This is a genomic window from Rhizobium sp. AC27/96 (assembly GCF_001692325.1).
Taxonomy (GTDB): Bacteria; Pseudomonadota; Alphaproteobacteria; order Rhizobiales; family Rhizobiaceae; genus Rhizobium.
On sequence record NZ_LXKN01000046.1, the window covers coordinates 211,800 to 236,080 of the forward strand.

At 61.0% G+C, this 24,281-nt stretch carries 26 protein-coding genes, 1 tRNA gene, 1 pseudogene and 1 riboswitch; of the genes and pseudogenes, 11 read left to right on the plus strand and 17 right to left on the minus strand.

From position 1 onward, the window contains the following. Nucleotides 1–9: 9 nt before the first annotated feature. Together A6U86_RS26370 and A6U86_RS26375 are read right to left on the minus strand one after the other, a co-directional pair. Nucleotides 10–645, minus strand: coding sequence for a YitT family protein (locus tag A6U86_RS26370; protein ID WP_068397349.1), 636 nt, complete (start codon nt 643–645; stop codon nt 10–12). A 106-nt stretch (nt 646–751) separates the two neighbouring features. Continuing rightward, nucleotides 752–1,696 (minus strand): methyltransferase, encoded by a 945-nt coding sequence (locus A6U86_RS26375; RefSeq protein ID WP_068397909.1) that lies wholly within the window; start codon nt 1,694–1,696, stop codon nt 752–754. Between the two features lie 162 nt (nt 1,697–1,858). On the opposite strand from A6U86_RS26375, the gene A6U86_RS26380 reads away from it, so the two are divergent. The 3 genes from A6U86_RS26380 to A6U86_RS26390 are packed head-to-tail and all read left to right on the plus strand — an operon-like array spanning nt 1,859 to nt 3,997. After that, a complete protein-coding gene (locus A6U86_RS26380; RefSeq protein ID WP_068397352.1) occupies nt 1,859–2,125 on the plus strand; it encodes a DUF6460 domain-containing protein in 267 nt (88 codons plus the stop codon). A gap of 1 nt (nt 2,126) precedes the next feature. Continuing rightward, nucleotides 2,127–2,630 carry a CAP domain-containing protein gene (locus A6U86_RS26385; protein ID WP_068397354.1) on the plus strand — a complete coding sequence of 168 codons (504 nt, stop codon included), beginning with the start codon at nt 2,127–2,129 and terminating at the stop codon, nt 2,628–2,630. 17 nt (nt 2,631–2,647) lie between these two features. Next, nucleotides 2,648–3,997 carry an MATE family efflux transporter gene (locus A6U86_RS26390; protein WP_068397356.1) on the plus strand — a complete coding sequence of 450 codons (1,350 nt, stop codon included), beginning with the start codon at nt 2,648–2,650 and terminating at the stop codon, nt 3,995–3,997. On the opposite strand, the gene A6U86_RS26395 is transcribed toward A6U86_RS26390, so the two are convergent. Further along, nucleotides 3,973–5,061: a quinone-dependent dihydroorotate dehydrogenase gene (locus A6U86_RS26395; RefSeq protein WP_068397358.1), complete on the minus strand. Its 1,089-nt coding sequence runs from the start codon at nt 5,059–5,061 to the stop codon at nt 3,973–3,975. The two genes, A6U86_RS26390 and A6U86_RS26395, sit on opposite strands and share 25 nt — an antisense overlap. Continuing rightward, nucleotides 5,058–5,414 carry a DUF952 domain-containing protein gene (locus A6U86_RS26400; RefSeq protein WP_068397361.1) on the minus strand — a complete coding sequence of 119 codons (357 nt, stop codon included), beginning with the start codon at nt 5,412–5,414 and terminating at the stop codon, nt 5,058–5,060. Before A6U86_RS26400 ends, A6U86_RS26395 begins: the two co-directional genes overlap by 4 nt. A 109-nt stretch (nt 5,415–5,523) precedes the next feature. Between A6U86_RS26400 and A6U86_RS26405 the strand changes: the two genes are divergently transcribed. The 4 genes from A6U86_RS26405 to A6U86_RS26420 all read left to right on the plus strand — a co-directional run bounded on the left by A6U86_RS26405 (nt 5,524) and on the right by A6U86_RS26420 (nt 8,668). Next, entirely contained in the window at nt 5,524–5,949 is a 426-nt protein-coding gene (locus tag A6U86_RS26405; protein WP_198929094.1) for a hypothetical protein, read from the plus strand. Between the two features lie 137 nt (nt 5,950–6,086). Next, a complete protein-coding gene (locus A6U86_RS26410) occupies nt 6,087–6,752 on the plus strand; it encodes a helix-turn-helix transcriptional regulator (RefSeq protein ID WP_068397366.1) in 666 nt (221 codons plus the stop codon). 15 nt (nt 6,753–6,767) lie between these two features. After that, on the plus strand, nt 6,768–8,072 hold the full coding sequence (locus tag A6U86_RS26415) for a hypothetical protein (RefSeq protein WP_068397368.1): 1,305 nt from the start codon (nt 6,768–6,770) through the stop codon (nt 8,070–8,072). Between the two features lie 182 nt (nt 8,073–8,254). Continuing rightward, complete coding sequence (locus A6U86_RS26420; protein WP_068397371.1) at nt 8,255–8,668, plus strand: tellurite resistance TerB family protein; 414 nt, start codon at nt 8,255–8,257, stop codon at nt 8,666–8,668. A gap of 43 nt (nt 8,669–8,711) precedes the next feature. On the opposite strand, the gene A6U86_RS26425 is transcribed toward A6U86_RS26420, so the two are convergent. From A6U86_RS26425 to A6U86_RS26435, 3 genes are all read right to left on the minus strand, one after another. After that, nucleotides 8,712–9,587, minus strand: coding sequence for a transporter substrate-binding domain-containing protein (locus A6U86_RS26425; protein WP_068397912.1), 876 nt, complete (start codon nt 9,585–9,587; stop codon nt 8,712–8,714). Nucleotides 9,588–9,726: 139 nt separating this feature from the next. Next, the gene (locus A6U86_RS26430) at nt 9,727–10,314 is read right to left on the minus strand and encodes a DapH/DapD/GlmU-related protein (protein WP_068397374.1); all 588 of its coding nucleotides are present in this window, start codon (nt 10,312–10,314) and stop codon (nt 9,727–9,729) included. Nucleotides 10,315–10,431: 117 nt separating this feature from the next. Then, nucleotides 10,432–11,658 (minus strand): MFS transporter, encoded by a 1,227-nt coding sequence (locus A6U86_RS26435; protein WP_068397377.1) that lies wholly within the window; start codon nt 11,656–11,658, stop codon nt 10,432–10,434. 101 nt (nt 11,659–11,759) lie between these two features. On the opposite strand from A6U86_RS26435, the gene A6U86_RS26440 reads away from it, so the two are divergent. After that, nucleotides 11,760–12,662: a LysR family transcriptional regulator gene (locus A6U86_RS26440; RefSeq protein ID WP_068397380.1), complete on the plus strand. Its 903-nt coding sequence runs from the start codon at nt 11,760–11,762 to the stop codon at nt 12,660–12,662. Between the two features lie 22 nt (nt 12,663–12,684). Here the strand turns inward: A6U86_RS26440 and A6U86_RS34950 are convergent. From A6U86_RS34950 to A6U86_RS26455, 3 genes and pseudogenes are all read right to left on the minus strand, one after another. After that, nucleotides 12,685–13,053 (minus strand): annotated as a pseudogene (locus A6U86_RS34950) (VOC family protein); the annotation flags it as partial. Nucleotides 13,054–13,092: 39 nt separating this feature from the next. Further along, nucleotides 13,093–13,166 (minus strand) — tRNA-Gly (locus A6U86_RS26450). Nucleotides 13,167–13,224: 58 nt separating this feature from the next. After that, a complete protein-coding gene (locus A6U86_RS26455) occupies nt 13,225–14,319 on the minus strand; it encodes a 2'-deoxycytidine 5'-triphosphate deaminase (RefSeq protein ID WP_068397388.1) in 1,095 nt (364 codons plus the stop codon). A 171-nt stretch (nt 14,320–14,490) separates the two neighbouring features. Next, nucleotides 14,491–14,569, plus strand: a riboswitch (SAM riboswitch). Nucleotides 14,570–14,612: 43 nt separating this feature from the next. Between A6U86_RS26455 and A6U86_RS26460 the strand changes: the two genes are divergently transcribed. Next, nucleotides 14,613–15,800, plus strand: a complete 1,188-nt coding sequence (locus A6U86_RS26460) for an O-succinylhomoserine sulfhydrylase (protein ID WP_068397391.1) — start codon at nt 14,613–14,615, stop codon at nt 15,798–15,800. 73 nt (nt 15,801–15,873) lie between these two features. On the opposite strand, the gene A6U86_RS26465 is transcribed toward A6U86_RS26460, so the two are convergent. Further along, nucleotides 15,874–16,587, minus strand: a complete 714-nt coding sequence (locus A6U86_RS26465) for a DNA helicase (RefSeq protein ID WP_068397394.1) — start codon at nt 16,585–16,587, stop codon at nt 15,874–15,876. Nucleotides 16,588–17,201: 614 nt separating this feature from the next. On the opposite strand from A6U86_RS26465, the gene apaG reads away from it, so the two are divergent. Continuing rightward, a complete protein-coding gene (gene apaG, locus A6U86_RS26475; RefSeq protein ID WP_068397400.1) occupies nt 17,202–17,594 on the plus strand; it encodes a Co2+/Mg2+ efflux protein ApaG in 393 nt (130 codons plus the stop codon). A 1-nt stretch (nt 17,595) separates the two neighbouring features. On the opposite strand, the gene A6U86_RS26480 is transcribed toward apaG, so the two are convergent. From A6U86_RS26480 to A6U86_RS26490, 3 genes are all read right to left on the minus strand, one after another. Then, nucleotides 17,596–18,585: an Hsp33 family molecular chaperone gene (locus tag A6U86_RS26480; RefSeq protein WP_068397403.1), complete on the minus strand. Its 990-nt coding sequence runs from the start codon at nt 18,583–18,585 to the stop codon at nt 17,596–17,598. 47 nt (nt 18,586–18,632) lie between these two features. After that, entirely contained in the window at nt 18,633–19,550 is a 918-nt protein-coding gene (argF, locus tag A6U86_RS26485) for an ornithine carbamoyltransferase (RefSeq protein ID WP_068397404.1), read from the minus strand. Between the two features lie 170 nt (nt 19,551–19,720). Next, on the minus strand, nt 19,721–20,920 hold the full coding sequence (locus A6U86_RS26490; protein WP_068397915.1) for an aspartate aminotransferase family protein: 1,200 nt from the start codon (nt 20,918–20,920) through the stop codon (nt 19,721–19,723). Nucleotides 20,921–21,346: 426 nt separating this feature from the next. On the opposite strand from A6U86_RS26490, the gene A6U86_RS26495 reads away from it, so the two are divergent. Then, the gene (locus A6U86_RS26495) at nt 21,347–21,880 is read left to right on the plus strand and encodes a GcrA family cell cycle regulator (RefSeq protein WP_068397406.1); all 534 of its coding nucleotides are present in this window, start codon (nt 21,347–21,349) and stop codon (nt 21,878–21,880) included. A gap of 91 nt (nt 21,881–21,971) precedes the next feature. On the opposite strand, the gene phoB is transcribed toward A6U86_RS26495, so the two are convergent. The 3 genes from phoB to pstB are packed head-to-tail and all read right to left on the minus strand — an operon-like array spanning nt 21,972 to nt 24,267. Continuing rightward, nucleotides 21,972–22,655, minus strand: coding sequence for a phosphate regulon transcriptional regulator PhoB (gene phoB / locus A6U86_RS26500; protein WP_004128368.1), 684 nt, complete (start codon nt 22,653–22,655; stop codon nt 21,972–21,974). A gap of 31 nt (nt 22,656–22,686) precedes the next feature. Beyond that, nucleotides 22,687–23,400 carry a phosphate signaling complex protein PhoU gene (gene phoU, locus A6U86_RS26505; protein ID WP_068397408.1) on the minus strand — a complete coding sequence of 238 codons (714 nt, stop codon included), beginning with the start codon at nt 23,398–23,400 and terminating at the stop codon, nt 22,687–22,689. A 51-nt stretch (nt 23,401–23,451) separates the two neighbouring features. Continuing rightward, complete coding sequence (gene pstB, locus A6U86_RS26510; RefSeq protein WP_068397409.1) at nt 23,452–24,267, minus strand: phosphate ABC transporter ATP-binding protein PstB; 816 nt, start codon at nt 24,265–24,267, stop codon at nt 23,452–23,454. Between the last annotated feature and the right edge of the window lie 14 nt (nt 24,268–24,281).

Genomic DNA, 24,281 nt, shown 5'->3' on the forward strand with positions numbered 1-24,281 from the left:
GCTGGCCCCTTACAAGGCGATGTAACGATCCGAGCGGTGATTGATCGCGAGGAAGAGATTGAGGGCGATTGCGCCCAAGACCGAGCAGATGACCACGAAAGGCGTGGTCACAGCGAAGGCGACTGCGAGTACGCACAGGTCGACCGCGAGCTGCACCAGCCCTGCCCTGATGCCGAAACGCTCCTGCAGATAAATCCCCAATATGCCGACACCGCCGAGGCTCGCGCGGTGGCGATAAAGAGCGAGCAAGCCGAAGCCGAGCAGGATGCCGCCGAGAAGCGCCGACCATAGCGCATTGATATGGGCAACGTTGAACAGGAGCGGCTGCAGGTTGGAAAGCAGCGAGGTCAAAGCAATGGCGATGAAGGTCTTGATGGTGAAGGTAGGACCGAGCTGCTTCAGCGACAGATAGAAGAATGGCAGGTTGACCACGAAGAAGGCCAGGCCGAAATTCACGCCGATGGCATAATGCAGCAGGAAGGCGACGCCGGCAGTGCTGCCGGTCAAAAGGCCCGCGCTCGAGAGGCAGAAAAGCCCGAGCGCCGAAACCAGGCTTCCGGAAAATATGCCCTGGATATCCTCAACCAGCGAATGCCGGGTCGCGGATGTATTCCAGACGCCAAAAGCGCTCCTTGCGTTCGCCATGTGCTTTCCCCTTTGTTCCCGGGCTTTCTGCTGAAAGCCTCGGTTACAATCAAGAGAAAATATGTAAGCAATACTGACCTATTTGATATTCGCAAGATTCGAATAATCAGGTGGATTTGCGCGTAATGAACAGAATGCCATGGATCGGTTTTCCGCCATCCATGCGAATGACGCTACGTGCCAAATCTTGCACCGCGAAGCCGTGCTCGGCCAATATCTCCCTGACATAGGCTTCCGAATGGGCAAAACGCAGGGAATCGCGCAACACATAGCCCGCCGGCTGCTCTGCATCCTCGACCGAAAAGGCGAAGACGGCCCCGTCAGCCGCCAGCTCACGCACGATCGCCATCACCCCTTGCAGATTGCCCAGATACATCAGGACATCGGCGGCGGTGATGAGGTCCGCACGCGCCGGCGCCAGGCCAGCATCGAAGATGCCGGACAGCGAAGGCTCCAGCGACAGATCCGCCTGACCGAGATGATCATAGACGTGCTTCTCGGCCGCCTTTACGAGCATGCCCTTCGACAGATCGTAGCCTTCGAGCTGATCCACGCGGCCGCGTATCTCTGGTCCAAGCAGCCCCGTGCCGCAACCGAGATCCACAGCAAGGCGGAAATGCTTGGGGATTTCGGCCGTCGCGGCAATCAGGGCCGCAAGCTTGCCGGGCACGCTGTAGCCAAGCTTCCCGACCAATGAAGTCTCGAAGCGATCGGCGTAGTCATCGAACAGCCGCTCGACATAGAGGCTCGGCGGCCGGTCGGGCATATCGGCGCCACCGAGAACCGCAAGCTTGAGGCGGGCGCCGAAGACATCGCCCGCATCGAGTGCGAGCACCTCATTCAGCGCCGTGATCGCGCCCGGCGCGTCGCCGGCCTTTTCGCGATAGGTGGCAAGGGTGAACCAGCCGGCGGCCCAGCCCGGCACCAGCTCCAGCGCCTGCTCCATCAACTCGGCGGCGCTGGCGGGCTCACCGCTTTCCGCAAGCATCCTGGCGTAGTCGGCACGGCGGTCGGCAATGACATCGCCGGAGGAAAGCTGGCTCGGCAGCATGGTTTTCATCCTGTTTGACGTCCGGCTTTGCGCGCGGCCACAAAAAAACTCAAGTCCTATTTCAGGCAGACGCGTGTTTGAGATGAGTGCCGGGCAAAAGCGCTTGCGCGTTGCGGGCCGCAGCCCTATCTCAAAACCGACTGCCATTATGGAGACGTCAGCATGTCCGATCAGGTGAACAGATTCCTCGGCGATTCGCCGGGACGCACGGTGGTGAAGCTCATCGTCGTGTCGCTCGTCGTCGGCTTCCTCATGAAGTTCTTCGGCTGGCGGCCGCTCGATTTCCTGTATGGCTTCCGCCGCTTCGTCGTCGATCTCTGGCACAGCGGCTTTGCGGCGCTGGGCGAATTCGGCGATTATCTGATGCTCGGGGCCACCATCGTCATCCCGCTCTTCATCATCCTCCGATTGTTCAATCATCGCCGCTGACATGAATTCCCAGACACTAAATTACCCGCGCCGCTATGCGCTGCGCCTCGCCGCGCTTGCGCTCGCCGCCTCCATCGCCAGCTGCGCCACGCCGCCTGCCCGCGTTTCCAATACGCCGGCCAGTGACCAGACCGCGTCAGCCCTGCCGCTCGTCAATGCGCTGCGCGCCAAGAACGGGCTGCCGCCGCTGAAGATCGATGCAGCCGCCAGCAACGCCGCCGCCTACCAGGCGCGGCGCATGGCGGATGCCGGCAAGATGGAGCATCTGATCGGCATCGGCGACGATTTCGGCAAGCGGGTCAAGGCAAGCGGCGTCAAGCTGCCGGCCGCCGAGAACATCGCCGAGGGCCAGCGCGACGTGAACGCGGCGGTAACGGCCTGGATCAATTCGCCAAAGCATTTGCACAACATGCTCGGCAAATATGACGGGCTTGGTGTCGCTCTCTCCTCTTCCCCCTCTTCCGGTGGCAAGCCCTATTGGTCCATGGTGCTGTCCTCGGATTGAGGAGGCACAAAGCAGACATGGATATTCAAGAGGGAGAAAGAAGGATCCTGCCCTTCGACGTAACGCATCGGCTCGTGCTGTCGATCGCGCTCCCGATGACCCTCGGATTCATGACGACGCCGCTGCTCGGCCTAGTCGACACCGCCGTGGTCGGCCATCTCGGCCAGCCGGATGCGCTGGCGGGGCTTGCGATCGGCGCGGTGCTGTTCGATCTCATCTTCGCAAGCTTCAACTTCCTGCGCGCCTCGACCACGGGTCTCACCGCCCAGGCCTATGGCCGTCGTGACCGACATGAGCAGCAAGCCGTCTTCTGGCGTGCCATGATCTCGGCACTTGGCTCCGGCACCCTGATCGTGCTGCTGTCACCCATCCTGCTCTGGCTCGGCATCGCCTTGATGGGGCCGCAAGGCGCCATCGCCGAAGCGACGCGCACCTATTTTTCCATCCGCATGCTCTCGGGTCCGGCAGCACTTGCCAATTACGCGCTGCTCGGCTTCGTGCTCGGCCGTGGCCAGGGCGGCATCGGGCTGCTGTTGCAGACAGTCATCAACGGCGTGAACATCGTGCTGGCGATCTGGCTTGGTCTTTGGCTTGGCTGGGGCGTGGCCGGCGTCGCCTGGGGCACGCTGATCGGCGAGGCCAGCGGCACACTGCTGGGGCTTGCCATCGTGCTGCGCAGCTTTGCCGGAGAGAAGCGGCCGGCACGCGCCGAACTGCTGTCGCGCGCCAAGCTCACGCAGCTCTTCGCGCTCAATCGCGATATTCTCATCCGGACCTTCGTGCTGATCGGCGCCTTCACGCTGATGACGCGCATCGGCAACAGCTTTGGCGCAGTCATCCTGGCGGCCAATGCGGTGCTGATGAACTTCTTCCTGCTATCAGGCTATTATCTCGATGGGCTGGCAAACGCCGCTGAGCAAATCACCGGCCGCTCGATCGGCGCCAATTATCGGCCAGCCTTCGAGCGCGGATTGAAGCTGACGGGATTTTGGTCCTTCGGACTGGCGCTGGCCGCCGCCATCTTCTTCTTCACCCTCGGCCCGGCATTGATCCGCCTGCTGACGACCTCGGAGGATGTTCGCCTTGCTGCCGAAACCTATCTGCCGTGGGCGGCCGTCACCGGCCTCACCGGCGCGCTTGCCTTCCTGATGGACGGTGTCTTCATCGGCGCCACATGGTCGCGCGAGATGCGCAACAAGATGCTGATGTCGTTCGGCGGCTACCTCGTGGCACTGGCGGTTCTGGTGCCGACGCTCGGCAATCACGGCCTGTGGATGGCCATGAACGCCTTTCTGCTGTTCCGCGGCATCTTCCTGGCCATGGGGCTGAAGACGCGGGCCGATCAAACGTTCCGGTTCGCCCAGTAGTCGAGCCTGGTATCGCGGAGATCTCGGATGGAGCCGACGCGCTCACGGTCGATGAGCTTCGACAGGCCGGAGACGACCTGACCTGCCAGACCCGGCCCCTCATAGACCATGCAGGAGTAGAGCTGCACCAGATCGGCGCCCGCCTTGATCTTCTCGAGCGCCGTTTCGGCCGAAGAAACGCCGCCAACCCCAATGATCGGGAGCGCACTGCCGACCCGGCGGCGCATCTTCGCCAAGACGATGGTCGACTTCTCGAAGACCGGTTTGCCGGAAAGGCCGCCCGCCTCTTTTGCCTGCCGCTGATCCTTCAACCCGTCGCGCGAAAGCGTGGTGTTGGAAACGATCAGGCCGTCAAGCGCATGAGACAGGGCTTCCGCCGCAATATCGTCCATGCCCTCTTCTGTCAGGTCAGGCGCGATCTTGAGGAAGACGGGAATGCGTTTCCCGACCTTCGCTGCCTCTTCGTCTCGCGCGGCGAGCAAGGCCGACAGCAGCGCCGACAGGCTCTCGCGTCCCTGCAGATCGCGCAGGCCCGGCGTATTGGGCGACGAGATGTTTGCGGTGAAATAGCGGGCCACCGAATAGAAGCGGCGGATACCGGCGACATAGTCGGCGATGCGGTCGGTGCTGTCCTTGTTGGCACCGATATTGACGCCGATGATACCACTGCCCCGGATCACCTGCAGCCGGCGAAGCGCCGCCTCATGGCCTTCATTGTTGAAGCCGAGACGGTTGATGACGCCCTCGTCCTCGACCAGACGGAAGATGCGCGGGCGCGGGTTGCCGGCCTGCGCCTTCGGCGTCACTGTACCGATTTCGGTAAAGCCGAAGCCGAGCCTCAAAAGCGCTTCCGGCACCTCGGCATTCTTGTCAAAGCCGGCGGCCATACCGATGGGGTTGGCAAAGTCGAGCCCGGCCACGGTCTGGCGCAGCCGCGGATCAGCATTGAGGCGGCAGGTCGGCATGAGGCCGGACTTCAGCGCCGCAATCGACATGCCGTGCGCCGTTTCCGGGTCAAAAAGAAAGAGGCCGCGTCGGCCAAGGTCGCGAAAGGCGTCGATCATTCCGCCATCTCCGGAAAGACATGCGCGCCATCCGCGCCGATGGGCAGCGGCTTTTCCCAAAGCACGGCAGAAAGCGGCAGAGGCGCATAAAGATGCGGAAAGAGATCGCCGCCGCGCGAGGGTTCGAACACCAGCTTATCATCAAGCGCATCGCCATCGACCGCCACCAGCAGCAGGCCCGTCTGGCTGGCGAAATAAAGCTCCGCGGTTTTCACCGCCTGCCTAGCCGTGGAGAGATGAATGAAACCGTCGGTCAGGTCGATTGCCGCGCCATGAAAAACACCGGTTTGTCTGGCTTGTTGCCAGAGGGCATCCGGCACGATCTTGTAAACCACTGGCATGGCGGTCATCATCCCTATGTAAACCTGTCGTGATAGGGCTTTGCACGAAAACATCGGCCAATGTCCACGGTTTCCGTGGTGGATTTGATATTTTAACGCAGAAAATCCGGGGGATGACATGATGAAGCAATTGGGAATCGGCCTTGCGGCCATGCTTATGCCAGCCGCTCTTCTTCTCTCAACGCCGGCTCTATCAGCCGAACAGGATACGGCACGCTTCCAGCTGGAGCGCAGCGGCGATCATTTCATCCGCCTCGACCGGCAGACCGGTGCGATGTCCATCTGCCAGGATCAGACAGGCAACCTCGTCTGCCGCATGGCCGCTGACGAGCGCGCCGCCTATGACGACGAGCTGGACCGTCTTTCCGACCGCGTGACCAAGCTGGAAAAGACCGTTGCCTCGAACAAGGGATCGAGCCTGCCAAGCGACGCAGATGTCGACCGCACGCTCGGCATCATGCAGAAATTCGTCCGCGGCTTCATGGGCATGGCAAAGGAATTCCAGAGCGAGCAGCCGGAGGTCAAGCCGTTGCCGCAGAAGACCTGAAACCGGCAAACCTCACTGGCAAAGCACGGGGATAAAGGATCCTATTCCTATGCCGCTCTTTACTCGCCCAGACGCCTCGGTTAACATTTTTTAAACGAGTTGAGCCGGCCAAGCCGGCGCACAGATGCTGAGCGGCGATGCTGTCACATGAGCAGATATGGGGTGCGATCGACGGGCTTGCCGAGCGGCACGCCTTGACGCCCTCCGGTCTGGCACGCCGCGCCGGGCTCGATGCCACCTCTTTCAACAAGTCGAAGCGATTGAGCCAGGATGGGCGCCTGCGTTGGCCGTCGACGGAATCGATCGCCAAGGTGCTGGAGGCTACGGGGGCAAGCCTCGAGCAGTTTCTGAGCTTCATCCGCCCCGGTGAGACGGCGGGCGCTGTGTCTGCGCAGGGAAATTCGTCGCCCGGCAGCTCCATTCCGCTCATCGGCTTTGCCCAAGCGGGTGCCGGCGGCTTCTTCGACGATGGCGGCTTTCCGGCCGGTCAGGGCTGGGACATGGTGGAATTTCCCGCTGCGGCCGGGCACAGGGCCGGCGCCTATGCGCTGGAGGTGCAGGGCGAAAGTATGCTGCCACTCTATCGCGATGGCGATATTCTGATCGTCGAGCCGGGGGCTCAAATCAGGAAGAACGATCGGGTCGTGGTCAAGACCCGTGAAGGCGAAGTCATGGCCAAGGTCTTGCTGCGGCAGAGCGCACGGTCTATCGAGCTACTGTCGCTCAACCCCGAACATCCCAATCGCGGCTTCGAGCTGGCGGATGTGGAATGGATTGCCCGGATCATATGGGCCAGCCAATAGGAAAGTTTTCTCGGTATGCGTCGTGATATTTTGCTTGCAGGTGTGGCAGGCGCGGTGGTCGGTTCATGGTTGACCCTGATTGCCGTGCAGCTCGGAGAACATGGGTTTTCCTTGCCTGGCCGCAGTAGCAACACGGTAGCGGACAATGGTCCGGCTCCTGCACCCGCCCCTGCGCAGACCGCCAAGGCCGATCTCACGCCGCCCAAGAATATCGAGACGCCGAAGCCCGCCGAAACGGCCAAGCAGGACGATGCGGCCGCCGGCAAACCGCAACCGGAAGACCAGGCAAAGACGCAGCCTGCAACATCGGCAACTGAGACGGCGCCGGACAGGGTGACGCCGCCCGCCCCGACGCCTGCTTCGACCGCCGCGCCCGACGGAAGCACCAAGCTCTCCGAGGCTGCAACACCGGCACCGGCAAGCGATGACGCCGCAAAAACAACTGGCAGCGATGCGGGCAAGACCGAGGACAACAAGGTAGCGGCCGCACAGCCGGCACCTCCCGAGACCAAAGCCGCCGCCGACCCTGCGCCGTCGAACGATGCATCGGCAAAGCCAAGCGAGGCTCAGCCGGTACCCGCAGCCCCGGATGCCGCAAAAAACACTGAAACTGCTGCCGCCGAAATTCCGAAGCCCGCCGACGTCGTGCCCGAGGCTTCCGGCCCGGCACTGGCATCTCCGCAAACTGCCGGCGCAGATCAAGCCAAGGCAGATGCAGCGCCGGACAACCGTATCCCGGCCGATCAGATCGACAGGGAGCTCGCGGCATCCGCTCATCGAACCCTCCCGCCCCAAGCCCAGCCCCAGTCCCAGCCGGAATCCCAACCTCAATCGGAACAGGCCTCGCTGGGTCCGGCGCAAAAGCCACAAGAGCAGACGACTTCCATCGAACTCAACCGCCCCTTTTCCGATCAGGCCGGCATAGTTACCATCGCGGGCAAGAGCGTGCGGCTCGTCGGCATCATCCCGACCGATGTCGACCGCATGTGCACCAGCTCGAGCGGCAAGGACTGGCCTTGCGGTCAGGCCGCCCGCACGGCATTCCGCATGTATCTGCGCGGGCGATCCATAGACTGCGATCTGCCGAGCGCGACCTGGACCGGCACGGTGACCGGTGCGTGCCGCTACGTCCGCATCGATCTCAGCTCCTGGCTGGTCCGCTTCGGCTGGGCCGATCCGGAACCTGGCTCACCGCTTGTCGCGCTTGTCGATGAGGCCAAGCAGAAAAAGCGCGGCATGTATGGCGACGATCCGCGCAAGAATGGAAAATCGACACTTGGGCCGGCCCTGCCCAAGGAAGATCCGCTCAATCCGATCTGATGCCTTGCTTCCGCCACTACAGCGCCGCAGGTCATATATGACGCGCAAAGGTCGCTGCAGCACTTTAAATCTGCTGCCTAACTTTACCCTTAAATCGATTCCGATTTAAGGAATTATGCAGTAACTTTTGCCATGAGACGCGCGACTTTTCAGTCTGCCAAATTCAAAGGACTTCGCCTGTCATGAACAAGCCGCTTTCTGCTCACGAGGCCCTGATCTACGTCATGGTGCTGGCTTCGGCCGTCGACCGCACGATGAACGACCGCGAGCTCAGCCGCATTGGGGAGCTCATCCACGCGCTGCCGGTTTTCAAGGGTTTTGACGACGAGAAGCTGATCGCCGTCTCCCGCGACTGTGCCAAGCTGCTGTCGGGCAGCGAAGGCCTCGATATCGTGCTCGAAACAGTGCGCGATACGCTGCCGGCCCGGCTCTACGACACCGCCTACGCGCTTGCGGTGGAAGTCGCCTCCGCCGATCTCTCCGTCAAGGCCGAGGAACTGCGTCTCCTCAGCCTGCTGCGCGACCGTCTCGGCCTGGACAAGCTGACCTGTGCCGCCATCGAGCGCAGCGCGATTGCCCGCTACCGCAAGGCATAGGCGTTTTCTTGTGATGGGTATTCCTGACGGAAAAGTGCTCCCGTCAGTAGAGCCCGTAGGGGAAGTAGCGCAGATAGATTTCCTGCAGCCTGCCATCGCGTGACAGGGTCGCCAGCGCATGGTTGATGGCGGCCGTCAGATCGGCGTCCTGCTGGCGCAGCATGATGGTCATGCCTTCGCCGAGGAACTGCTGAGACAGGTACGGCCCGTCGAAAAGGGCGCAGCACTTTTCCGCCGCCGGTGACGACACCCAGAACGACAGCTGCAGCCCATCGGCAAAGGCGGCATCGACCTTGCCATCCCTCACGGCAGCCAGAAGCGCATCCTTGTCGTCGAACGGCACCGGCTTGATCGCCGGGAAGAAGGCGGCCATCATCGCCTCATGCACGGTGCCCTTGACCACGCCGACCGGGTGCCCGGCAAGCGAGGCAACTGTCGTTCCATTGACTGGCGCCTTGAGATTGCGCACGAAGCGCGCCGGCAGCATCAGGAAGGGACGGGAAAAGGCGAAGCCCTTGCGTAGCTCGGGCGTCACCGCGATGCCTGATATCACCGCATCGCCCTGCGAGGCCGAAAGCGCGCCCTGCAATTCGTTGAAGGGCAAAGCCTGGATCTGGCACTTGTCCGCGATGGCAAGCTCGTCGCAGATCTTGCGGGCAAGTTCGACGTGAAAGCCGGTAAGCTTGCCGTTCTGATCCAGGAAGTTGAAGGGCGGAAAATCGACCGATGTCAGGAACCGCAGCCTGACCAGCGACGATAGATCGGGTTTCGGCAGTCGCTCCCGGGCGTCGAACAGGATCGGCAGATTGGGCGGCTTGGCCTCCTGGGCGGAGAGCGGCAGGGCGCTAGCCACCGCAATCAATGCCGCGTGCGTCAAAAGCCGGACTGCGGAGATCATCGACGAAAGGCAAACACGCATGGTCTTGATCGGGCCTCCGGTCGTGGCTGCACATTCCTGATTCACTGACCCGGTTTAGCAGAGTCATGACAAGTGGGGAATATCGCGCCACTGCCGAAGAGCCACGGCAAGCCGTGGCTGCGCCAATGAGGCAGGTAGCCTATCGGTTCGCCAATATTTTCGCAGCGGGCAGCAACTCGATATTTTCGTCTGCAAGACCGCCCTTTTCTCCACGCCGCTTCAGCAATCTTGCCGGTGCGCCGACGTAGATGCCATAGGGCTCCGTCTTTCCCTTGACGACGGCATTCGCGCCGATGACGCATCCTCGTGCGATGTGCGCGCCGCCGAGGATCTTCGCGCCCGCCCCGATCCACACATCATCTTCAATGACGATCGGTTTCTTCGTCACGCCCTGCAGGCGAATGGGCTGCGTGAGATCATCAAAATTGTGATCGAAGGACACCACCATGGCATGAGCGGCAATCCGAACGTCATTGCCTATGGAAATGCCGCCACGGCCGAGCAGAATACTGTATTCGTTGAAGGAGACGTGGTTGCCGACTTCGATAGTGCCTTCCTGCGCATCGATGACGACGCCCTTGCGGAAATGCACTCTTTCGCCGATGCGAACGTCACCGCGCTTCCAGATGATCTTCGTGCCGAACGGAACTTTCGTACTCCGGCCGATCTTGAGCGCGCCGCTCTTGAAAATCGCCCTCAACCTGTAAAGCAGTGCATTGCCACGCATTCAAACGCTCCTGATACGGGGCGTTCGTTTTGTCATGCCTGTCTGGCGCCCACCTGAATGAGCTATTAGATGGCGATGCTCGAACGAGGCCGCAAGTGTTGCGGCCTCATTGCATTGTCAGCTCCGCGCAGCAAGGCCTGTGATCAACGCGATTACCCCAAAGCCCGCAGTTCCAGCACAGACGGCTGTCCAGCCGCCAAAATCCCACGCCGTGCCGGCCAGAGCCGATCCCACTGCACCGCCGAGAAAGAATATGCCGACGAAGAGCCCGTTGATGCGCCCTCGGGCCTCCGGATTAAGGAGATTGACGGCACGGCGCCCCAAGGTCTGGTCGCCGGTGACGCCGACATCGAGCATGACAGCACTGACACCGAGGAGGATCAACAGAGCCAGCGGATCGCCTGACCGCACTCCGCCGACCCAGGCGGCCAGCGCCATGGCCGCAAGCATGATCAGGTGCGAGATCAACGTCGCCATCCGTGTCCAGCCCCTGTCACCCATGCGGCCGAAGGGAGATGTCGCGGCGGCACCGCCGGCTCCAACCAGCGCAAACAGCGCAATGCCGGACTGGCCGAGCGAGAATGGCGGCTGTGCCAGACGCAGGGCGACGGAGGTCCAGAACAGGCTGAAGCTCGCCATCATCAAGGCGGCGGTAAAGGCGCGAAGCCGCAGCACCGGCTCATCGCGCAGCAGCTGGAATAGCGAGCCAATCAGAGCGCCGTAGCTGGTGCTCGCCAGGGGACGCCGTTCGGGCAGGCGAAGGGCAAGCACGGCGGCGAGAAGCGCAAGGGCTGCCGCACTGATGGCATAGAAACTCCTCCAGCCCCAGAAATCGGCAACCAGGCTCGCCAGTGGCCGCGACACCAATATGCCGACCATGACGCCGCTCATGACGTTGCCGATGACCCGACCGCGGTGCTCCGGCGGCGTCATAGCGGCGGCGATCGGCACGAGAATCTGGATGGCGGAACAGGCCGCGCCCAGGAGGAACAGGAAGATGAGGAGGCTCCATCCTGTCGGCGCAAAGGCAGCAGCGATAGCCATCACCATGGCCGAGACGAGCATGCGCAACACCAGCTGGCGATTTTCCATCAGGTCGGCGAGAGGCACCAGGAAAAACAGGCCGGCGGCATAGCCAAGCAGGGAGGCCATCGCCACGAGACCCGCGCCGCTTTCGGAAAAGCCGAGCGACGGGCCGATAATGCCGACAAGCGTCTGCGGCGCGAAAAGATTGGTGATGATGACGCCGGTGGCAATGGCGAACAACAATGTCGGAGGGGCCAAAACCGCCTCGGACGCCTCATCCTCCGGCTCGCTGGCAATGCATTCTGGGACCTGAGACATGGATTCTCCAATGAGCTTAAATAATATTGTTAGCCATCTTTATCGCTTTGTTGCATAATGCGGCAATTGAAATGAGCTAATAATGATTATGCGAGCTCCTCATGAACATTCATGATCTCGAAGCCTTTGTCGCCGTGGTGGAAACCGGATCGATCGTTGCCGCTTCCGCACGCATCAACCTGACCCAGCCGGGCATCACCCGGCGGATACAGAGCCTCGAGGATAGCCTCGGCATCGCCCTGCTCGACCGCCAGTCCAAGCCGCTCAAGCCGACCGCGGCAGGGCGAGAGGCTTACGAGCATGGACGTCGTGTCCTGCGCTCGCTCGATGATCTCAAGGCCGGCGTCTCCCCGGGTGGCGCGATCAGCGGCGAATTCCGCCTTGGCGTCATGCCCTATCTCTCGGAGGCGGCGCTCTCGGCCCCGCTCGATCAACTCCGCAGCCAGTTTCCACAGCTGACGCTGCGCATCGTCTCCGGCTGGTCGCCGCAGCTCATCGAACAGGTCGCGCATAGCCAGCTGGATGCGGCAACCGTCTGTCTGGCGGAGGGCACGGAGCCGCCGGACAATGTCGTCGGCGACATGCTGGGGATCCATAACGTCATTCTCGTCGCATCGCCTTCGCTCGGAGTTCCCAAGGCGCCGAAACTTGACGATCTCTCCCGCTTCCCCTGGATCATGAACCAGAGCGGCTGTGGCTTCCGCGCCTTCATTCATCATCGCTTCGAGGCAGAACGGCTGCCGTTCGACGTCGCCGTCGAGGCCATGAGCGCCGATTTGCGCATGTCGCTGGTGTCGCGCGGCCTCGGGATCGGCGTCCTCACGCCGGCGGCGCTATCGGGTAGCCGCTGGCGCAATTCCATCGAGGTCATCGAGGCGCCGGATTTCAGCCCGAGGGTCGTCAACTGGCTGGTACATCGCCCACCAGCCGGACGCCTCGCCCGGCCGATCGCGATTTTCGGCGAAGCGCTGACGGAGGCCTTGAAAGACAGAGCCAGCTTCTGAGCTGGATTTTATCTCTAGCACCCGGCTTGTTGATCATCGCTTCAATGTTGTAGCCATCCGGGTCCAGAATGAAGCAAGCATAATAATCCGCCGTATATTCCGGTCGTGGACCCGGACCGCCATTGTCCTCGGCTCCCGCTTCCAGAGCGGCGCGATAAAACGCATCGACCTCGGCCCTGCTGTCGACGCGAAAGGCAACGTGCAAATGCGTCAAGGGCGGTCTGCTGCCCGTGTGCTGGATCTCGAACAGGCTGCCGTCGCCAACGTCGAACGCCCAGAAAACACCTTCCTTGCCAAAGGACAAGCCGTAACCCAGCGGCTCGAAAGCGCGCTCATAGAACGCCTTGCTCTTCTCCAGATCACTCACTTCGATGGTTATGTGATCAATCATGTCGAGCACATCCTGAGATCACTGATGATGGAAGGAAGCTGGAGCGGGTGAAGGGAATCGAACCCTCGTATTCAGCTTGGGAAGCTGCTGCTCTACCATTGAGCTACACCCGCCTGACATCCCGAGATGTCCAACAGTTGGCGGCCTCTGTCAAGGCCGGACGATAGGTCCTCAGAGCCGGAAGTGCTTGGACAGCTTCAGGCCCTGTGCCTGATAGTTCGAGCCGAGGCCGGAGCCGTAGAGGCTGCTTGGCTGCTCCAGCATGTGTTCATAGATCAGGCGGCCGACGATCTGGCCGTCCTCGAGGATGAAAGGCACTTCATGGCTGCGCACTTCGAGCACGGCGCGGCTGCCACGGCCGCCGGCCGGGGCATGGCCGAAGCCGGGATCGAAGAAGCCGGCATAATGGACGCGGAATTCGCCGACCAGCGGATCGAACGGCGTCATCTCGGCGGCATAATGCGGCGGCACATGCACGGCCTCGCGCGAAACGAGGATATAGAATTCGTCGGGATCGAGGATCAGCTCGGTGCGGCCGCGACTGTAAAGCGGCTCCCAGAAATCGAAGATATCGTGCTGGGCCTTCTTGTCGACATCGACGACGGCTGTGTGGTGCTTGCCGCGATAACCGATCAGGCCTTCCTTGTCGCCGGCAAGATCGATCGACAGCGCGATGCCGCCGCCGGTGATGTTCGGCTTCTTGCTGGCGACGAGCGTCTCGGTCTCGTGCAGTGCCAGCAGTTCCGGCTCGTCAAGCAGAGCCTGGCCGACGCGGAAACGGATCTGCGACAGGCGCGAACCACGGCGAACGACGATCGGAAAGGTGCGCGGGCTGATTTCGAGATAGAGCGGGCCGGAATAGCCGGCCGGGATCTTGTCGAACTCCTGCGCCCGGTCGGTGATGACGCGGGTGAAGATATCGAGACGGCCGGTCGAGCTCTTCGGATTGGCCGAGGCCGACATGTCCGCCGGCAGGTCCAGCCGTTCCATCAGCGGCACGATGTAAACGCAGCCCGTTTCCAGCACGGCGCCTTCGGAGAGGTCGACGACATGCAGCTTCAGCCAGTCGAGCTTGTCGGCAACCAGATGTGACGGACCGGGCATGAAGCTGGCGCGAACGCGGAATGCATGGGAACCGAGGCGCAGGTCAAGGCTTGCCGGCTGGATCTGATCGACATCCAGCTCTCTTTCGCTCATCAGCCGTCCGGCGTCAAAGAGCGCCGCAATGGCGCGATCCGCGAGAATTCCAGTATTGCGAGCCATCATGCCTCTTTCCCCAGCCTGTAAGCCTCCAAATCCATTTTCGACTTGTCTGCCTGCGGGCTGATTCAAAACGTTACTGCGACCTTAGCGCATCCAGAAAGACGCGCGGGCAGTATTTGTCGCAGACAAAACCAAACTCAGGGAATTGACGCAAGCGATCAACGGCAGTATTGCAACTTATCCCGTGGTGATTTGGCCGGTCGGCTTGCAGCCACGTTAAACAAGTGGCTAAAAAGACCGGGTTGAAACCGGTCTGCAATTGCGGCCGGTTTTTTTGTTTTGAAAGTGGTGATGGCATGAGCAAGACTTGGCGCCCCGCAACCCAACTCGTTCACGGCGGAACGCTCCGTTCGCAATTTGGCGAAACATCCGAAGCAATCTATCTGACCCAGGGCTTCGTCTATGACACCTCGGAAGCGGCGGAAGCCCGCTTCAAGGGCGAGACCGATGGTTTCATCTACGCCCGTTACGGCAGTCCGACCAACGACATGTTCGAAAAGCGCATGTGCGCGCTGGAAGGCGCGGAAGATGCCCGCGCCACGGCCTCGGGCATGGCTGCAGTCACTGCCGCCATTCTCTGCCAGCTGAAGGCCGGCGACCATATCGTTGCCGCCCGCGCCCTCTTCGGCTCGTGCCGCTGGGTCGTCGAGACGCTCGCGCCGAAATACGGCATCGAATGCACGCTGGTCGACGGTCGCTTTGTCGAGAACTGGGAAAAGGCGATCCGTCCGACGACCAAGGTCTTCTTCCTGGAAAGCCCGACCAACCCGACGCTGGAAGTCGTCGACATCGCTGCGGTGGCCAAGCTTGCCAACCAGATCGGCGCCAAAGTCGTAGTCGACAACGTGTTCGCCACCCCGCTCTTCCAGAAGCCGCTGGAACTCGGCGCCCATATCGTCGTCTATTCCGCTACCAAGCATATCGACGGCCAGGGCCGTTCGCTCGGCGGCGTCATCCTTTCCGACAAGCAGTGGATCGATGAGCACCTGCAGGATTATTTCCGCCACACAGGCCCGGCCATGTCGCCGTTCACGGCCTGGACGCTGCTGAAGGGCATCGAGACCTTGCCGCTGCGTGTTGCGCAGCAGACGGCGAATGCCGCCAAGGTGGCTGACTTCCTCGCCGAGCAGGGCAACAAGGTTGCCCGCGTGATCTATCCCGGCCGCAAGGACCATCCGCAGGCCGACATCATCGCCAAGCAGATGACCGGCGGCTCGACGCTGGTGGCTTTCGAGCTGAAGGGCGGCAAGGAAGCGGCCTTCAAGCTGCAGAACGCCCTAGAGATCGTGAAGATTTCCAACAATCTCGGCGACAGCAAGAGCCTGATCACTCATCCGGCCACCACGACGCACAAGAACCTCACCGACGAGGCCCGCGCGGAGCTTGGCATTTCACCGGGTACCGTGCGCTTCTCCGCCGGTATCGAGGACAGCCAGGATCTGGTCGAGGATTTCGCCCGCGCCCTGGAACAGGTTTCCGCCTGATACTATTCCTTCAAGCCGCCCGGAGATTCTCCGGGCGGCTCGACATGCTCCTATTGGAGCCATGCGGTCGTCGTCAGCTCGCCGCTTTGTATTGAACCCTGCCGGCGTGCAGGAAGAACATCTTGTCGAAAAGCGACAGATCCAGCGGGTTTGGCAGACGAACGTCATCGAGATCGGGCAATGGTTTCAGCGCCGGATCGTATGAACGGTCGATCTGCGAGATGAACACGATGATTACGCCCGTCTCACGCGCGAACGCCTTCAGCGCGCAGACCTGCGTCTCCAGTTCCGGCTTCTCCCGCTTCTGATCGAGTATCTGCAGATAGTCGACGACTGCCAGCGTGCCGCGTGGCGCCGAGGCCAGCCTGTTTGCAATGTAGTCGGCACTTATGGCGTCGGAACTGTCGAGCTCAAACAACTCCCTGAACTCGGCCTGATCCACGCCGATGATCCGGAAACGATCCAGAACGACCTTTTCGGTATCCTCGAGCGTGAAGAAGGCGCTGCGATTGCCCGATTTCATCGCCCCCACGGCGAGCTTGAGGCTCATCAGCGTCTTGCCCTGGCCGGGGCGTGCACCGACCAACACCAGATCGCCCGGGCTCAACAACGAGAAGAAATCATCAGGGGAAACGGCAGCCTGCGTCTTGGACGCAAGCAAGCTCCATCCTCCAAACCCCTCGCCGGCCGCGATGTGATCCAGCGCGGCATGCAAAGGGATATTCTGCTGGCGCGACAAAAGCCGTGCCTTGCGCTTCAAATGATAGACAGGGGCGGAAAGCCTCATTGTAAACCTCCTATTGCGAGCAGTGACCGCAACCCCTCCTTATGCCAGGCGCTCAAACAGTCGGTTTGATGATCGACAGCCCCGCATGAAGTATACTTTCCCGGATGGAGGGGGGAGGCACGGGCCGTGCCAGAATCAGATGATAGTCGAAATCCCGTCGTCGGGAAATCGCGCGGAGGCTCTTTTCGCAGAGCTGAAGACCGAGCCGAGCCTCATATGGTCGAGAGTTTTCGACCCGAACCTGACAGATATGGTAATCAAGCATCAAGTGCACCCCAAATGATGCCAAGCCTTTCTGCCTCGCCAAGACATGGCGAGTGGAGCTATGGTAGAAAACACTAAAGGACAAGCAAGACGAGATACTTTTGACGTCAGCCTGATAGTCTTCGTTTTCTGTCGTAATATCTACGATTCACCACGGAAAAATCGCCGATGATAATTTTCATCATTCCATTCCTTGACGGAACGGGCTGGTTATAGGATACCGCTAGATATCCCGCACTTTGCGGGAAGCATGGAAAGCGGGTAATATGCCGCGGACTTTAAAATGCTGGAGCGTAAGCGGCGCTTGCAAGAGCGTTCGACATTCCAGAGCAGTGGCAAGGTAATCAGGCATGTATCGCGCCTTAACACGCGACATAGAAGTTGTCGTAGAGCCATTCTATCTGGAGGAGCAATCCGATCCGGACGACGATCGCTATGTTTGGGGATACCGTATCGTCATCTCCAATCATTCCAAGACGTCGGTCAAATTGGTGACGCGCTACTGGCACATCACCGACATGAACGGCATCGTGGATGAGGTGACGGGGCCCGGCGTCGTCGGCGAACAGCCGCACCTCAACCCCGGAGATACCTATGAATATTCATCGGGCTGCCCGCTGGACACGCCTTCAGGCATGATGTTCGGCCATTACCAGATGGAGACGGACGACGGGGAACAATTCCATGTCAATATCCCCGCCTTCTCTCTCGATACGCCCAATCTGCTGCGCACGCTGAACTGAGTCAGGCCGCGTTTACCTCGGCCACTTCGAAGCGGTAGGTGGTCGAACAGAATTCGCAGGTGACCGCGATTTCACCGTTCTCCTGGCTGGCCTCGATCTCCTCGGCCGAAAAACCCTGCAACACGCCCTTCAGCTTGTCACGCGAGCAGGAACAGCGGTCGAAAACCGCCTTCGGCTCATAGACACGCACACCGCGCTCATGGAATAGGCGGAACAGCAGGCGTTCGGTGCCGACAAGCGGATCCGTCAACTCATCGGCGTCGATGGTCTCCACGAGGCTGCGTGCTTCGGCCCAGGCATCGTCCTCGACGTGATTGCCGATAAGCTCATCGCCGTCGCCGCCGTGCAGATCCGGCAGGCGCATGCGCTCCGGTGCCTCGGGCAGGAACTGCGCGATCAGACCGCCCGCCCGCCAGCGATGACGTGGCTTGCCATTCTCATCGCGGTCGAAGAGCTCTGCGGCACCAAGGCGCACACGTGTCGGGATTTGCTCCGACTGGCGGAAATAGGTGCCGGCGATATCCTCGAGCGAAGCTCCGTCAAGCGCAACGATGCCTTGATAGGGTTGGCTGTAGCGGCCCTGATCGATCGTGAAGGCAAGAACGCCCTTGCCGAGCAGCTGCTCGGGCTCGGTGCGGCCTTCGGCAACAGCCTTTGCCAGCGCCTCTTCGTTGAAGCGAGCATAGGCGCGGACATTTTCAGGCGTCGAAAAATCGGCGACCAGGAGGTCGACCGGGCCGTCGCCCTTGGTCTGTACGGTGAACTTGCCTTCGAACTTCAGCGATGTGCCGAGCAAGACCGTGAGAACGATAGCCTCGGCCAAAAGGCGGGCCACCGGCGTCGGATAATCATGCCGGGCAAGGATTGCATCCAGCAAAGGACCAAGCTGCACGGCACGGCCGCGCACATCGAGACCTTCGACCTGGAAGGGCACAACGTGATCGTCACCGGCAAAATCGAACTGACCCAGCGAGGCTGCATTTTCGGCCATTGCTTTACTCCTACTGCGCCCGCGCTCTCAAGCGCGGCTTCCTATCCTCAGATTGCGCCCAGGCACCAAGCAAGAATCGACTTTTGCGCATGAAGGCGGTTTTCCGCCTCATCGAAAACAACGGATTGCGGGCCATCGATCACCTCGTCCGTCACTTCCTCCCCACGGTGAGCGGGCAGGCAATGCATGAACAACGCGTCTTTGCCGGCCTGTGCCATCAAAGCCTTGTTGACCTGATAGGGCTGGAAGACGTTGTGACCGCGTGCCCGGTGTTCCTGATTCATGGAAACCCAGGTATCGGTTACCACGCAATCGACGCCGGCGACCGCACGGTCTGCATCATGCGAGAGCATGATTTCGGCGCCCTCGTTGCGGGCCCAGTTCAGATAGTGATCCTTCGGCTCGGAACCAAGGGGTACCGCCATGTTCATGCGATAGCCGAAGCGCGCGGCACCTTCGATCAGCGAATGCAGCACGTTGTTGCCGTCGCCGGTCCAGGCAACGGTCTTGCCCTTGATCGGTCCGCGATGCTCCTCGAAGGTCATGATATCGGCCATGATCTGGCAGGGATGCGTATCGTCGGTCAGCGCATTGATGACGGGAACCGTCGCATGCTCCGCCAGCTCCAGCAGGCGCGAATGATCGGTCGTGCGGATCATGATCGCATCGACATAGCGCGACAATACTTTCGCCGTGTCACCGATCGTCTCGGCGCGGCCGAGCTGCATTTCCGTGCCGGAGAGGAAGAGTGTTTCTCCGCCGAGCTGGCGCATGCCCACATCGAAGGATACGCGGGTGCGGGTGGAAGGCTTCTCGAAGATCATCGCCAGCATCTTGCCGGCGAGCGGCTTGTCGGCCGTGCCGGCCTTCAGCGCCTGCTTTCGCACGATCGCATCATCGATGATGTTGCGCAGATCGGCGGCTGCTACGGCCGAGAGGTCGAGAAAGTGTTTCGGAGAAGCCATGTCCTTACCTGTACTCCAGAAAAAACAATAATGCCCGCGTGGGGCACGCATAACCCCTTAGATCGGGACCGATTTAAGGAAAGGCTTATGCGATTCCTAAATCTTACTGCGTCCTTTGCGCGTCGTCTCGACGCGCGGCGCAGTAACCGCCCCAACTACGGGCGCTGAATTCAAGCGGATTTCTTGACGCGAATGGCACGCGCATGCTCTGCGGCGCGCTCGATGCGTGCAAGGCCTTCGCGCGCTTCCTCGGCGGTGACGATCAGCGGCGGCAACAGACGGATCACGTTGTCGCCGGCCGGCACGCCGAGCAGATGTTCGGCGCGGATCGCCTGCAAGAGGTCCGCCTGCGGGATGGCCGCCTTGATACCGAGCATGAGGCCTTCGCCGCGAATATCCTCGATGATATCCGGGAAGCGATCTTTGAGCGAGGCGAGACCCTGGCGGAAGACCAGCGCGATGTCACGCACATGCTCAAGGAAACCATCGGCCAGCACGATATCGAGCACCGCATTGCCGACTGCCATGGCCAGCGGATTGCCGCCATAGGTCGATCCATGCGTGCCGGCTTTCATGCCGGAAGCAGCTTCGGCCGTGGCCAGGCATGCGCCGAGCGGGAAGCCGCCGCCGATACCCTTGGCGACCGCCATGATATCGGGCTTGATGCCAGCCCATTCATGGGCAAAAAGCTTGCCGGTACGACCGACGCCGGACTGCACCTCGTCGAGAACCAGCAGCAGGCCGTGCTCGTCGCAGATCTGGCGGAGACCGCGCAGGAATTCATTGGTCGCCGGGCGGATACCACCCTCGCCCTGCACCGGCTCTATCAGGATGGCGCCCGTCGCATCGGTAATAGCTGCGCGCACGGCGTCGAGATCACCGAACGGTACCTGATCGAAGCCAGGGGCTTTCGGACCGAAGCCTTCGATATATTTTTCCTGGCCGCCGGCCGCGATCGTCGCGGTGGTACGGCCGTGGAAAGCGCCTTCGAAAGTGATGATATGAAACTTCTCAGGATGGCCCTTGGAGAACTGATAGCGCCGCGCCGTCTTGATGGCGCATTCCAGCGCTTCGGCACCCGAATTGGTGAAGAACACCTTGTCGGCAAAGGTTGCTTCCGTCAGCCGCTTCGACAGCTTCTCCTGGCCAGGCACCTCGTAGAGGTTGGACAGATGCCAAACCTTGTCAGCCTGCGCCTTCAGCTCGGCGACAAGATGGGGATGAGCATGACCGAGCGAATTGACCGCCACGCCGGCTGCAAAATCGAGATAGCGTTCGCCGCTTTCAGTGATCAGCCACACGCCTTCGCCTCGCTCGAACCGCAGCGGAGCTCGCATGTAGGTATCATAAAGCGGCGCGGTCTCGGCCATGGCCATATCTCCTCGATCACAACTTTAAGGACCAATCGCTTCGTTTTTACGAAAGGGGTCCGAAAAAATCAAAAATGCCGCCTTGCGGCGGCCCGGTTACTATTGTTGTTTTGCACCGCGATGTCAACAAAACTGGCGCTTTAGCAGGTGCGAGAAAGTCCTTGCGCGCAAAAGGGATACGTTCGGCGCCGCATATTGCAGAAATGCCACGCCCGGACAGCAAGTTGGGGAAAACCTCGAAATCGATTCCTCAAGATTCCCGCGACTCTTGTCACGGAGTCTGCCTCACACTAGGTTAAAAACCAATTGCTAGACTGCATGCGGCGGAACTAGTCACCACAATTTTAGAGCGTTTCGTGCCTCGATCCCCATGCGAGGCAATGGTGAGGGATTCTGCCATCGGAAACGCGACAGCGGAGACAGGGCATGAATTGGACAGACGAACGCGTCGAGAAGCTGAAAAAGCTATGGTCCGAAGGGTTGAGCGCCAGCCAGATCGCGGCACAGCTCGGCGGCGTCAGCCGTAACGCCGTTATCGGCAAGGTGCATCGCTTGAACCTTCCGGGCCGAGCGAAGGCCGGCGGCACGACGGCGGCAGCTCGTACGCCGAAGCGCAGCGCCACGGCACCGCGGGCTTCGAACTATCAGGCTCGCGTCGCAACCCGCACGGTTACCCGTCAGCAGGGTGCAACCATGTTGAAGGAAGAGGTCGAGATCGATACGGTCAACGAGATCCAGTATCGCCCGGCTGCCAATGTAGTCGTTCCGATCTCCCGGCGCCTCGGCCTGACGGAGCTGACGGAGCGCACCTGCAAGTGGCCGGTCGGCGATCCCCTGAAGGACGATTTCCACTTCTGCGGCAACGAGAGCCCGGATTCATCGCCCTACTGCACCTACCATCAGCGCCTGGCCTACCAGCCGGTGCATGAACGGCGCAGGCCGGCTCAGCCGCGCGGCTGAGATACCTCATCACTGAGATAAAGAAACGGGCCCTTTGGGGCCCGTTTTCTGTTTCCGCCGCTATGTTGAGTGCCTGATCGGGTATTCCCGCTCAGGCCTCCATGGAGTAGCCCGCGCCGCGAACGGTGCGGATGACATCCTGCATATTGGAGAAGTTAAGCGCCTTGCGCAGGCGGCCGACATGCACGTCGACCGTGCGTTCGTCGACATAGATATCATGCCCCCAAACGCCGTCGAGCAGTTGCGAACGCGAGAAGACGCGGCCCGGCGAGGACATCAGGAATTCCAGCAGGCGGAATTCTGTCGGTCCAAGCCGCACTTCGCGGCTCTTGCGGTGAACGCGATGGGTTTCGCGGTCCAGCTCGATATCGCCGCAACGCAACACCGTGGAGAGAACCTCCGGACGGGCGCGCCGCAGCATCGCCTTGACGCGAGCCATCAGCTCGGGCGTCGAGAACGGCTTGACGACGTAATCGTCCGCGCCGGTGGAAAGACCGCGCACGCGCTCGCTTTCCTCGCCGCGGGCCGTCAGCATGATGATCGGCAGGCGCTCCGTCTCCGGCCGCATACGCAGCCGGCGGCAGAGCTCGATGCCGGATACACCGGGGAGCATCCAGTCGAGGATCAGAAGATCGGGGATGCGCTCCTGGAGACGCAACTCGGCTTCATCGCCTCTGAGGATCGTGTCGACCTCGAAGCCTTCGGCCTCGAGATTGTAGCGCAGCAGAACGCTGAGCGCTTCCTCGTCTTCTACAACAGCAACTCTCGGAACCATGCGCCTATGGTCTCCTTTCTTCGCTTTCGGATTATTCCGTCACTGCGCCGACGGTATTGGCGGTATCGTCCTTCGGGCGCTCGCCTTCGGGCTGAGCACCCGTCGCCATGTAATAGATCGTCTCGGCGATGTTGGTGGCATGGTCGCCGATGCGCTCGATGTTCTTGGCGCAGAAGAGAAGATGCGTGCAGGTGGTGATGTTGCGCGGATCTTCCATCATGTAGGTCAGCATCTCGCGGAAGAGCGAGGTGTACATCGCGTCGATTTCCTCGTCGCGTTCGCGGATCGACACGGCCTTGTCCGGCGAGCGGGTGGCGTAGACGTCCAGGACTTCCTTGAGCTGGCTCAGCGCCAGTTCGGAAAGATGCTCGATGCCGCGAGCGAGACGACGCGGAACGCCGGTGCCCTGCACGGCGATGACGCGCTTGGCGGTGTTCTTGCCCAGATCGCCGACGCGCTCCAGATCGGAAGCGATACGGATCGAACCCATGATCTCGCGAAGGTCGGCAGCCATCGGCTGGCGACGGGCGATGGTGACGATGGCCTTGTCGCCGACTTCACGCTCGGCATGATCGAGGATGACGTCGTCAGAGATGACCTTCTGCGCAAGAGCAGTGTCGCTCTGGACCAGCGCCCGCACGCTGTCGCTGACCATTTGCTCGGCCAGGCCGCCCATTTCCGCAATGCGGCGCGTCAGGAACTTCAGGTCTTCGTCATAGGCAGAGAGAATGTGAGTGGAGACCATTTTTCTATCCTCAAGGTGAACTGTGTGAAAGGAGCCGCGCGCACGGCATCATCAACCAAAACGGCCCATGATGTAATCCTGCGTGCGGAAATCGTCGGGGTTGGTGAACATCTTATCGGTATCGTTCTCCTCGACCAGGTGGCCGAGATGAAACATGGCTGTACGTTGCGACACGCGGGCTGCCTGCTGCATGGAATGCGTGACGATGACGATGGTGAAGTTTTCGCGCAGCTCGTGGATCAGATCCTCGACCTTGGCGGTGGCAATGGGATCGAGCGCCGAACAGGGCTCGTCCATCAGGATGACCTCCGGACTGACCGCGACGGCACGCGCGATGCACAGGCGCTGCTGCTGACCGCCCGAAAGGCTCGTGCCGGCATCATGCAGCCGATCCTTCACCTCACCCCAAAGACCGGCCTTCTGCAGGCTGGTTTCGACAATGTGCTCGAGATCGGCTTTCGAGCGATGCAGGCCGTGAATGCGGGGGCCATAGGCAACGTTCTCGTAGATCGACTTCGGGAACGGGTTGGGCTTCTGGAAGACCATGCCGACGCGGGCGCGCAGTTCCACGACATCGATGTTGCTGTCGTAGACATCCTGATCGTCGAGGGTGATCTTGCCGGTGACGCGGCAGGTCTCGATCGTATCGTTCATGCGATTGAGGCAACGCAGAAATGTCGACTTGCCGCAGCCCGATGGGCCGATCAATGCCGTAACGGTATTGGCACGGATATTCAGGTTGACATCGAAGAGCGCACGCTTGTCGCCGTAGAAGACGGACACGTCCTGGCCGATCATCTTGAAGGGGATCGTCATCATCTTCTTGGCCAATGCTCTTTCACTTGCGGCTTCCGTCATCATGTTCATTCGATCGCCCTCCC

What these genes read in the sequence shown, in the direction of transcription:
- A6U86_RS26370 (WP_068397349.1), bottom strand. Translation starts at nt 645, where the DNA reads ATGGCGAACGCAAGGAGCGCTTTTGGCGTCTGGAATACATCCGCGACC.
- A6U86_RS26375 (WP_068397909.1), bottom strand. Translation starts at nt 1,696, where the DNA reads ATGCTGCCGAGCCAGCTTTCCTCCGGCGATGTCATTGCCGACCGCCGT.
- A6U86_RS26380 (WP_068397352.1), top strand. Translation starts at nt 1,859, where the DNA reads ATGTCCGATCAGGTGAACAGATTCCTCGGCGATTCGCCGGGACGCACG.
- A6U86_RS26385 (WP_068397354.1), top strand. Translation starts at nt 2,127, where the DNA reads ATGAATTCCCAGACACTAAATTACCCGCGCCGCTATGCGCTGCGCCTC.
- A6U86_RS26390 (WP_068397356.1), top strand. Translation starts at nt 2,648, where the DNA reads ATGGATATTCAAGAGGGAGAAAGAAGGATCCTGCCCTTCGACGTAACG.
- A6U86_RS26395 (WP_068397358.1), bottom strand. Translation starts at nt 5,061, where the DNA reads ATGATCGACGCCTTTCGCGACCTTGGCCGACGCGGCCTCTTTCTTTTT.
- A6U86_RS26400 (WP_068397361.1), bottom strand. Translation starts at nt 5,414, where the DNA reads ATGATGACCGCCATGCCAGTGGTTTACAAGATCGTGCCGGATGCCCTC.
- A6U86_RS26405 (WP_198929094.1), top strand. Translation starts at nt 5,524, where the DNA reads ATGAAGCAATTGGGAATCGGCCTTGCGGCCATGCTTATGCCAGCCGCT.
- A6U86_RS26410 (WP_068397366.1), top strand. Translation starts at nt 6,087, where the DNA reads ATGCTGTCACATGAGCAGATATGGGGTGCGATCGACGGGCTTGCCGAG.
- A6U86_RS26415 (WP_068397368.1), top strand. Translation starts at nt 6,768, where the DNA reads ATGCGTCGTGATATTTTGCTTGCAGGTGTGGCAGGCGCGGTGGTCGGT.
- A6U86_RS26420 (WP_068397371.1), top strand. Translation starts at nt 8,255, where the DNA reads ATGAACAAGCCGCTTTCTGCTCACGAGGCCCTGATCTACGTCATGGTG.
- A6U86_RS26425 (WP_068397912.1), bottom strand. Translation starts at nt 9,587, where the DNA reads ATGCGTGTTTGCCTTTCGTCGATGATCTCCGCAGTCCGGCTTTTGACG.
- A6U86_RS26430 (WP_068397374.1), bottom strand. Translation starts at nt 10,314, where the DNA reads ATGCGTGGCAATGCACTGCTTTACAGGTTGAGGGCGATTTTCAAGAGC.
- A6U86_RS26435 (WP_068397377.1), bottom strand. Translation starts at nt 11,658, where the DNA reads ATGTCTCAGGTCCCAGAATGCATTGCCAGCGAGCCGGAGGATGAGGCG.
- A6U86_RS26440 (WP_068397380.1), top strand. Translation starts at nt 11,760, where the DNA reads ATGAACATTCATGATCTCGAAGCCTTTGTCGCCGTGGTGGAAACCGGA.
- A6U86_RS26455 (WP_068397388.1), bottom strand. Translation starts at nt 14,319, where the DNA reads ATGATGGCTCGCAATACTGGAATTCTCGCGGATCGCGCCATTGCGGCG.
- A6U86_RS26460 (WP_068397391.1), top strand. Translation starts at nt 14,613, where the DNA reads ATGAGCAAGACTTGGCGCCCCGCAACCCAACTCGTTCACGGCGGAACG.
- A6U86_RS26465 (WP_068397394.1), bottom strand. Translation starts at nt 16,587, where the DNA reads ATGAGGCTTTCCGCCCCTGTCTATCATTTGAAGCGCAAGGCACGGCTT.
- apaG (WP_068397400.1), top strand. Translation starts at nt 17,202, where the DNA reads ATGTATCGCGCCTTAACACGCGACATAGAAGTTGTCGTAGAGCCATTC.
- A6U86_RS26480 (WP_068397403.1), bottom strand. Translation starts at nt 18,585, where the DNA reads ATGGCCGAAAATGCAGCCTCGCTGGGTCAGTTCGATTTTGCCGGTGAC.
- argF (WP_068397404.1), bottom strand. Translation starts at nt 19,550, where the DNA reads ATGGCTTCTCCGAAACACTTTCTCGACCTCTCGGCCGTAGCAGCCGCC.
- A6U86_RS26490 (WP_068397915.1), bottom strand. Translation starts at nt 20,920, where the DNA reads ATGGCCGAGACCGCGCCGCTTTATGATACCTACATGCGAGCTCCGCTG.
- A6U86_RS26495 (WP_068397406.1), top strand. Translation starts at nt 21,347, where the DNA reads ATGAATTGGACAGACGAACGCGTCGAGAAGCTGAAAAAGCTATGGTCC.
- phoB (WP_004128368.1), bottom strand. Translation starts at nt 22,655, where the DNA reads ATGGTTCCGAGAGTTGCTGTTGTAGAAGACGAGGAAGCGCTCAGCGTT.
- phoU (WP_068397408.1), bottom strand. Translation starts at nt 23,400, where the DNA reads ATGGTCTCCACTCACATTCTCTCTGCCTATGACGAAGACCTGAAGTTC.
- pstB (WP_068397409.1), bottom strand. Translation starts at nt 24,267, where the DNA reads ATGAACATGATGACGGAAGCCGCAAGTGAAAGAGCATTGGCCAAGAAG.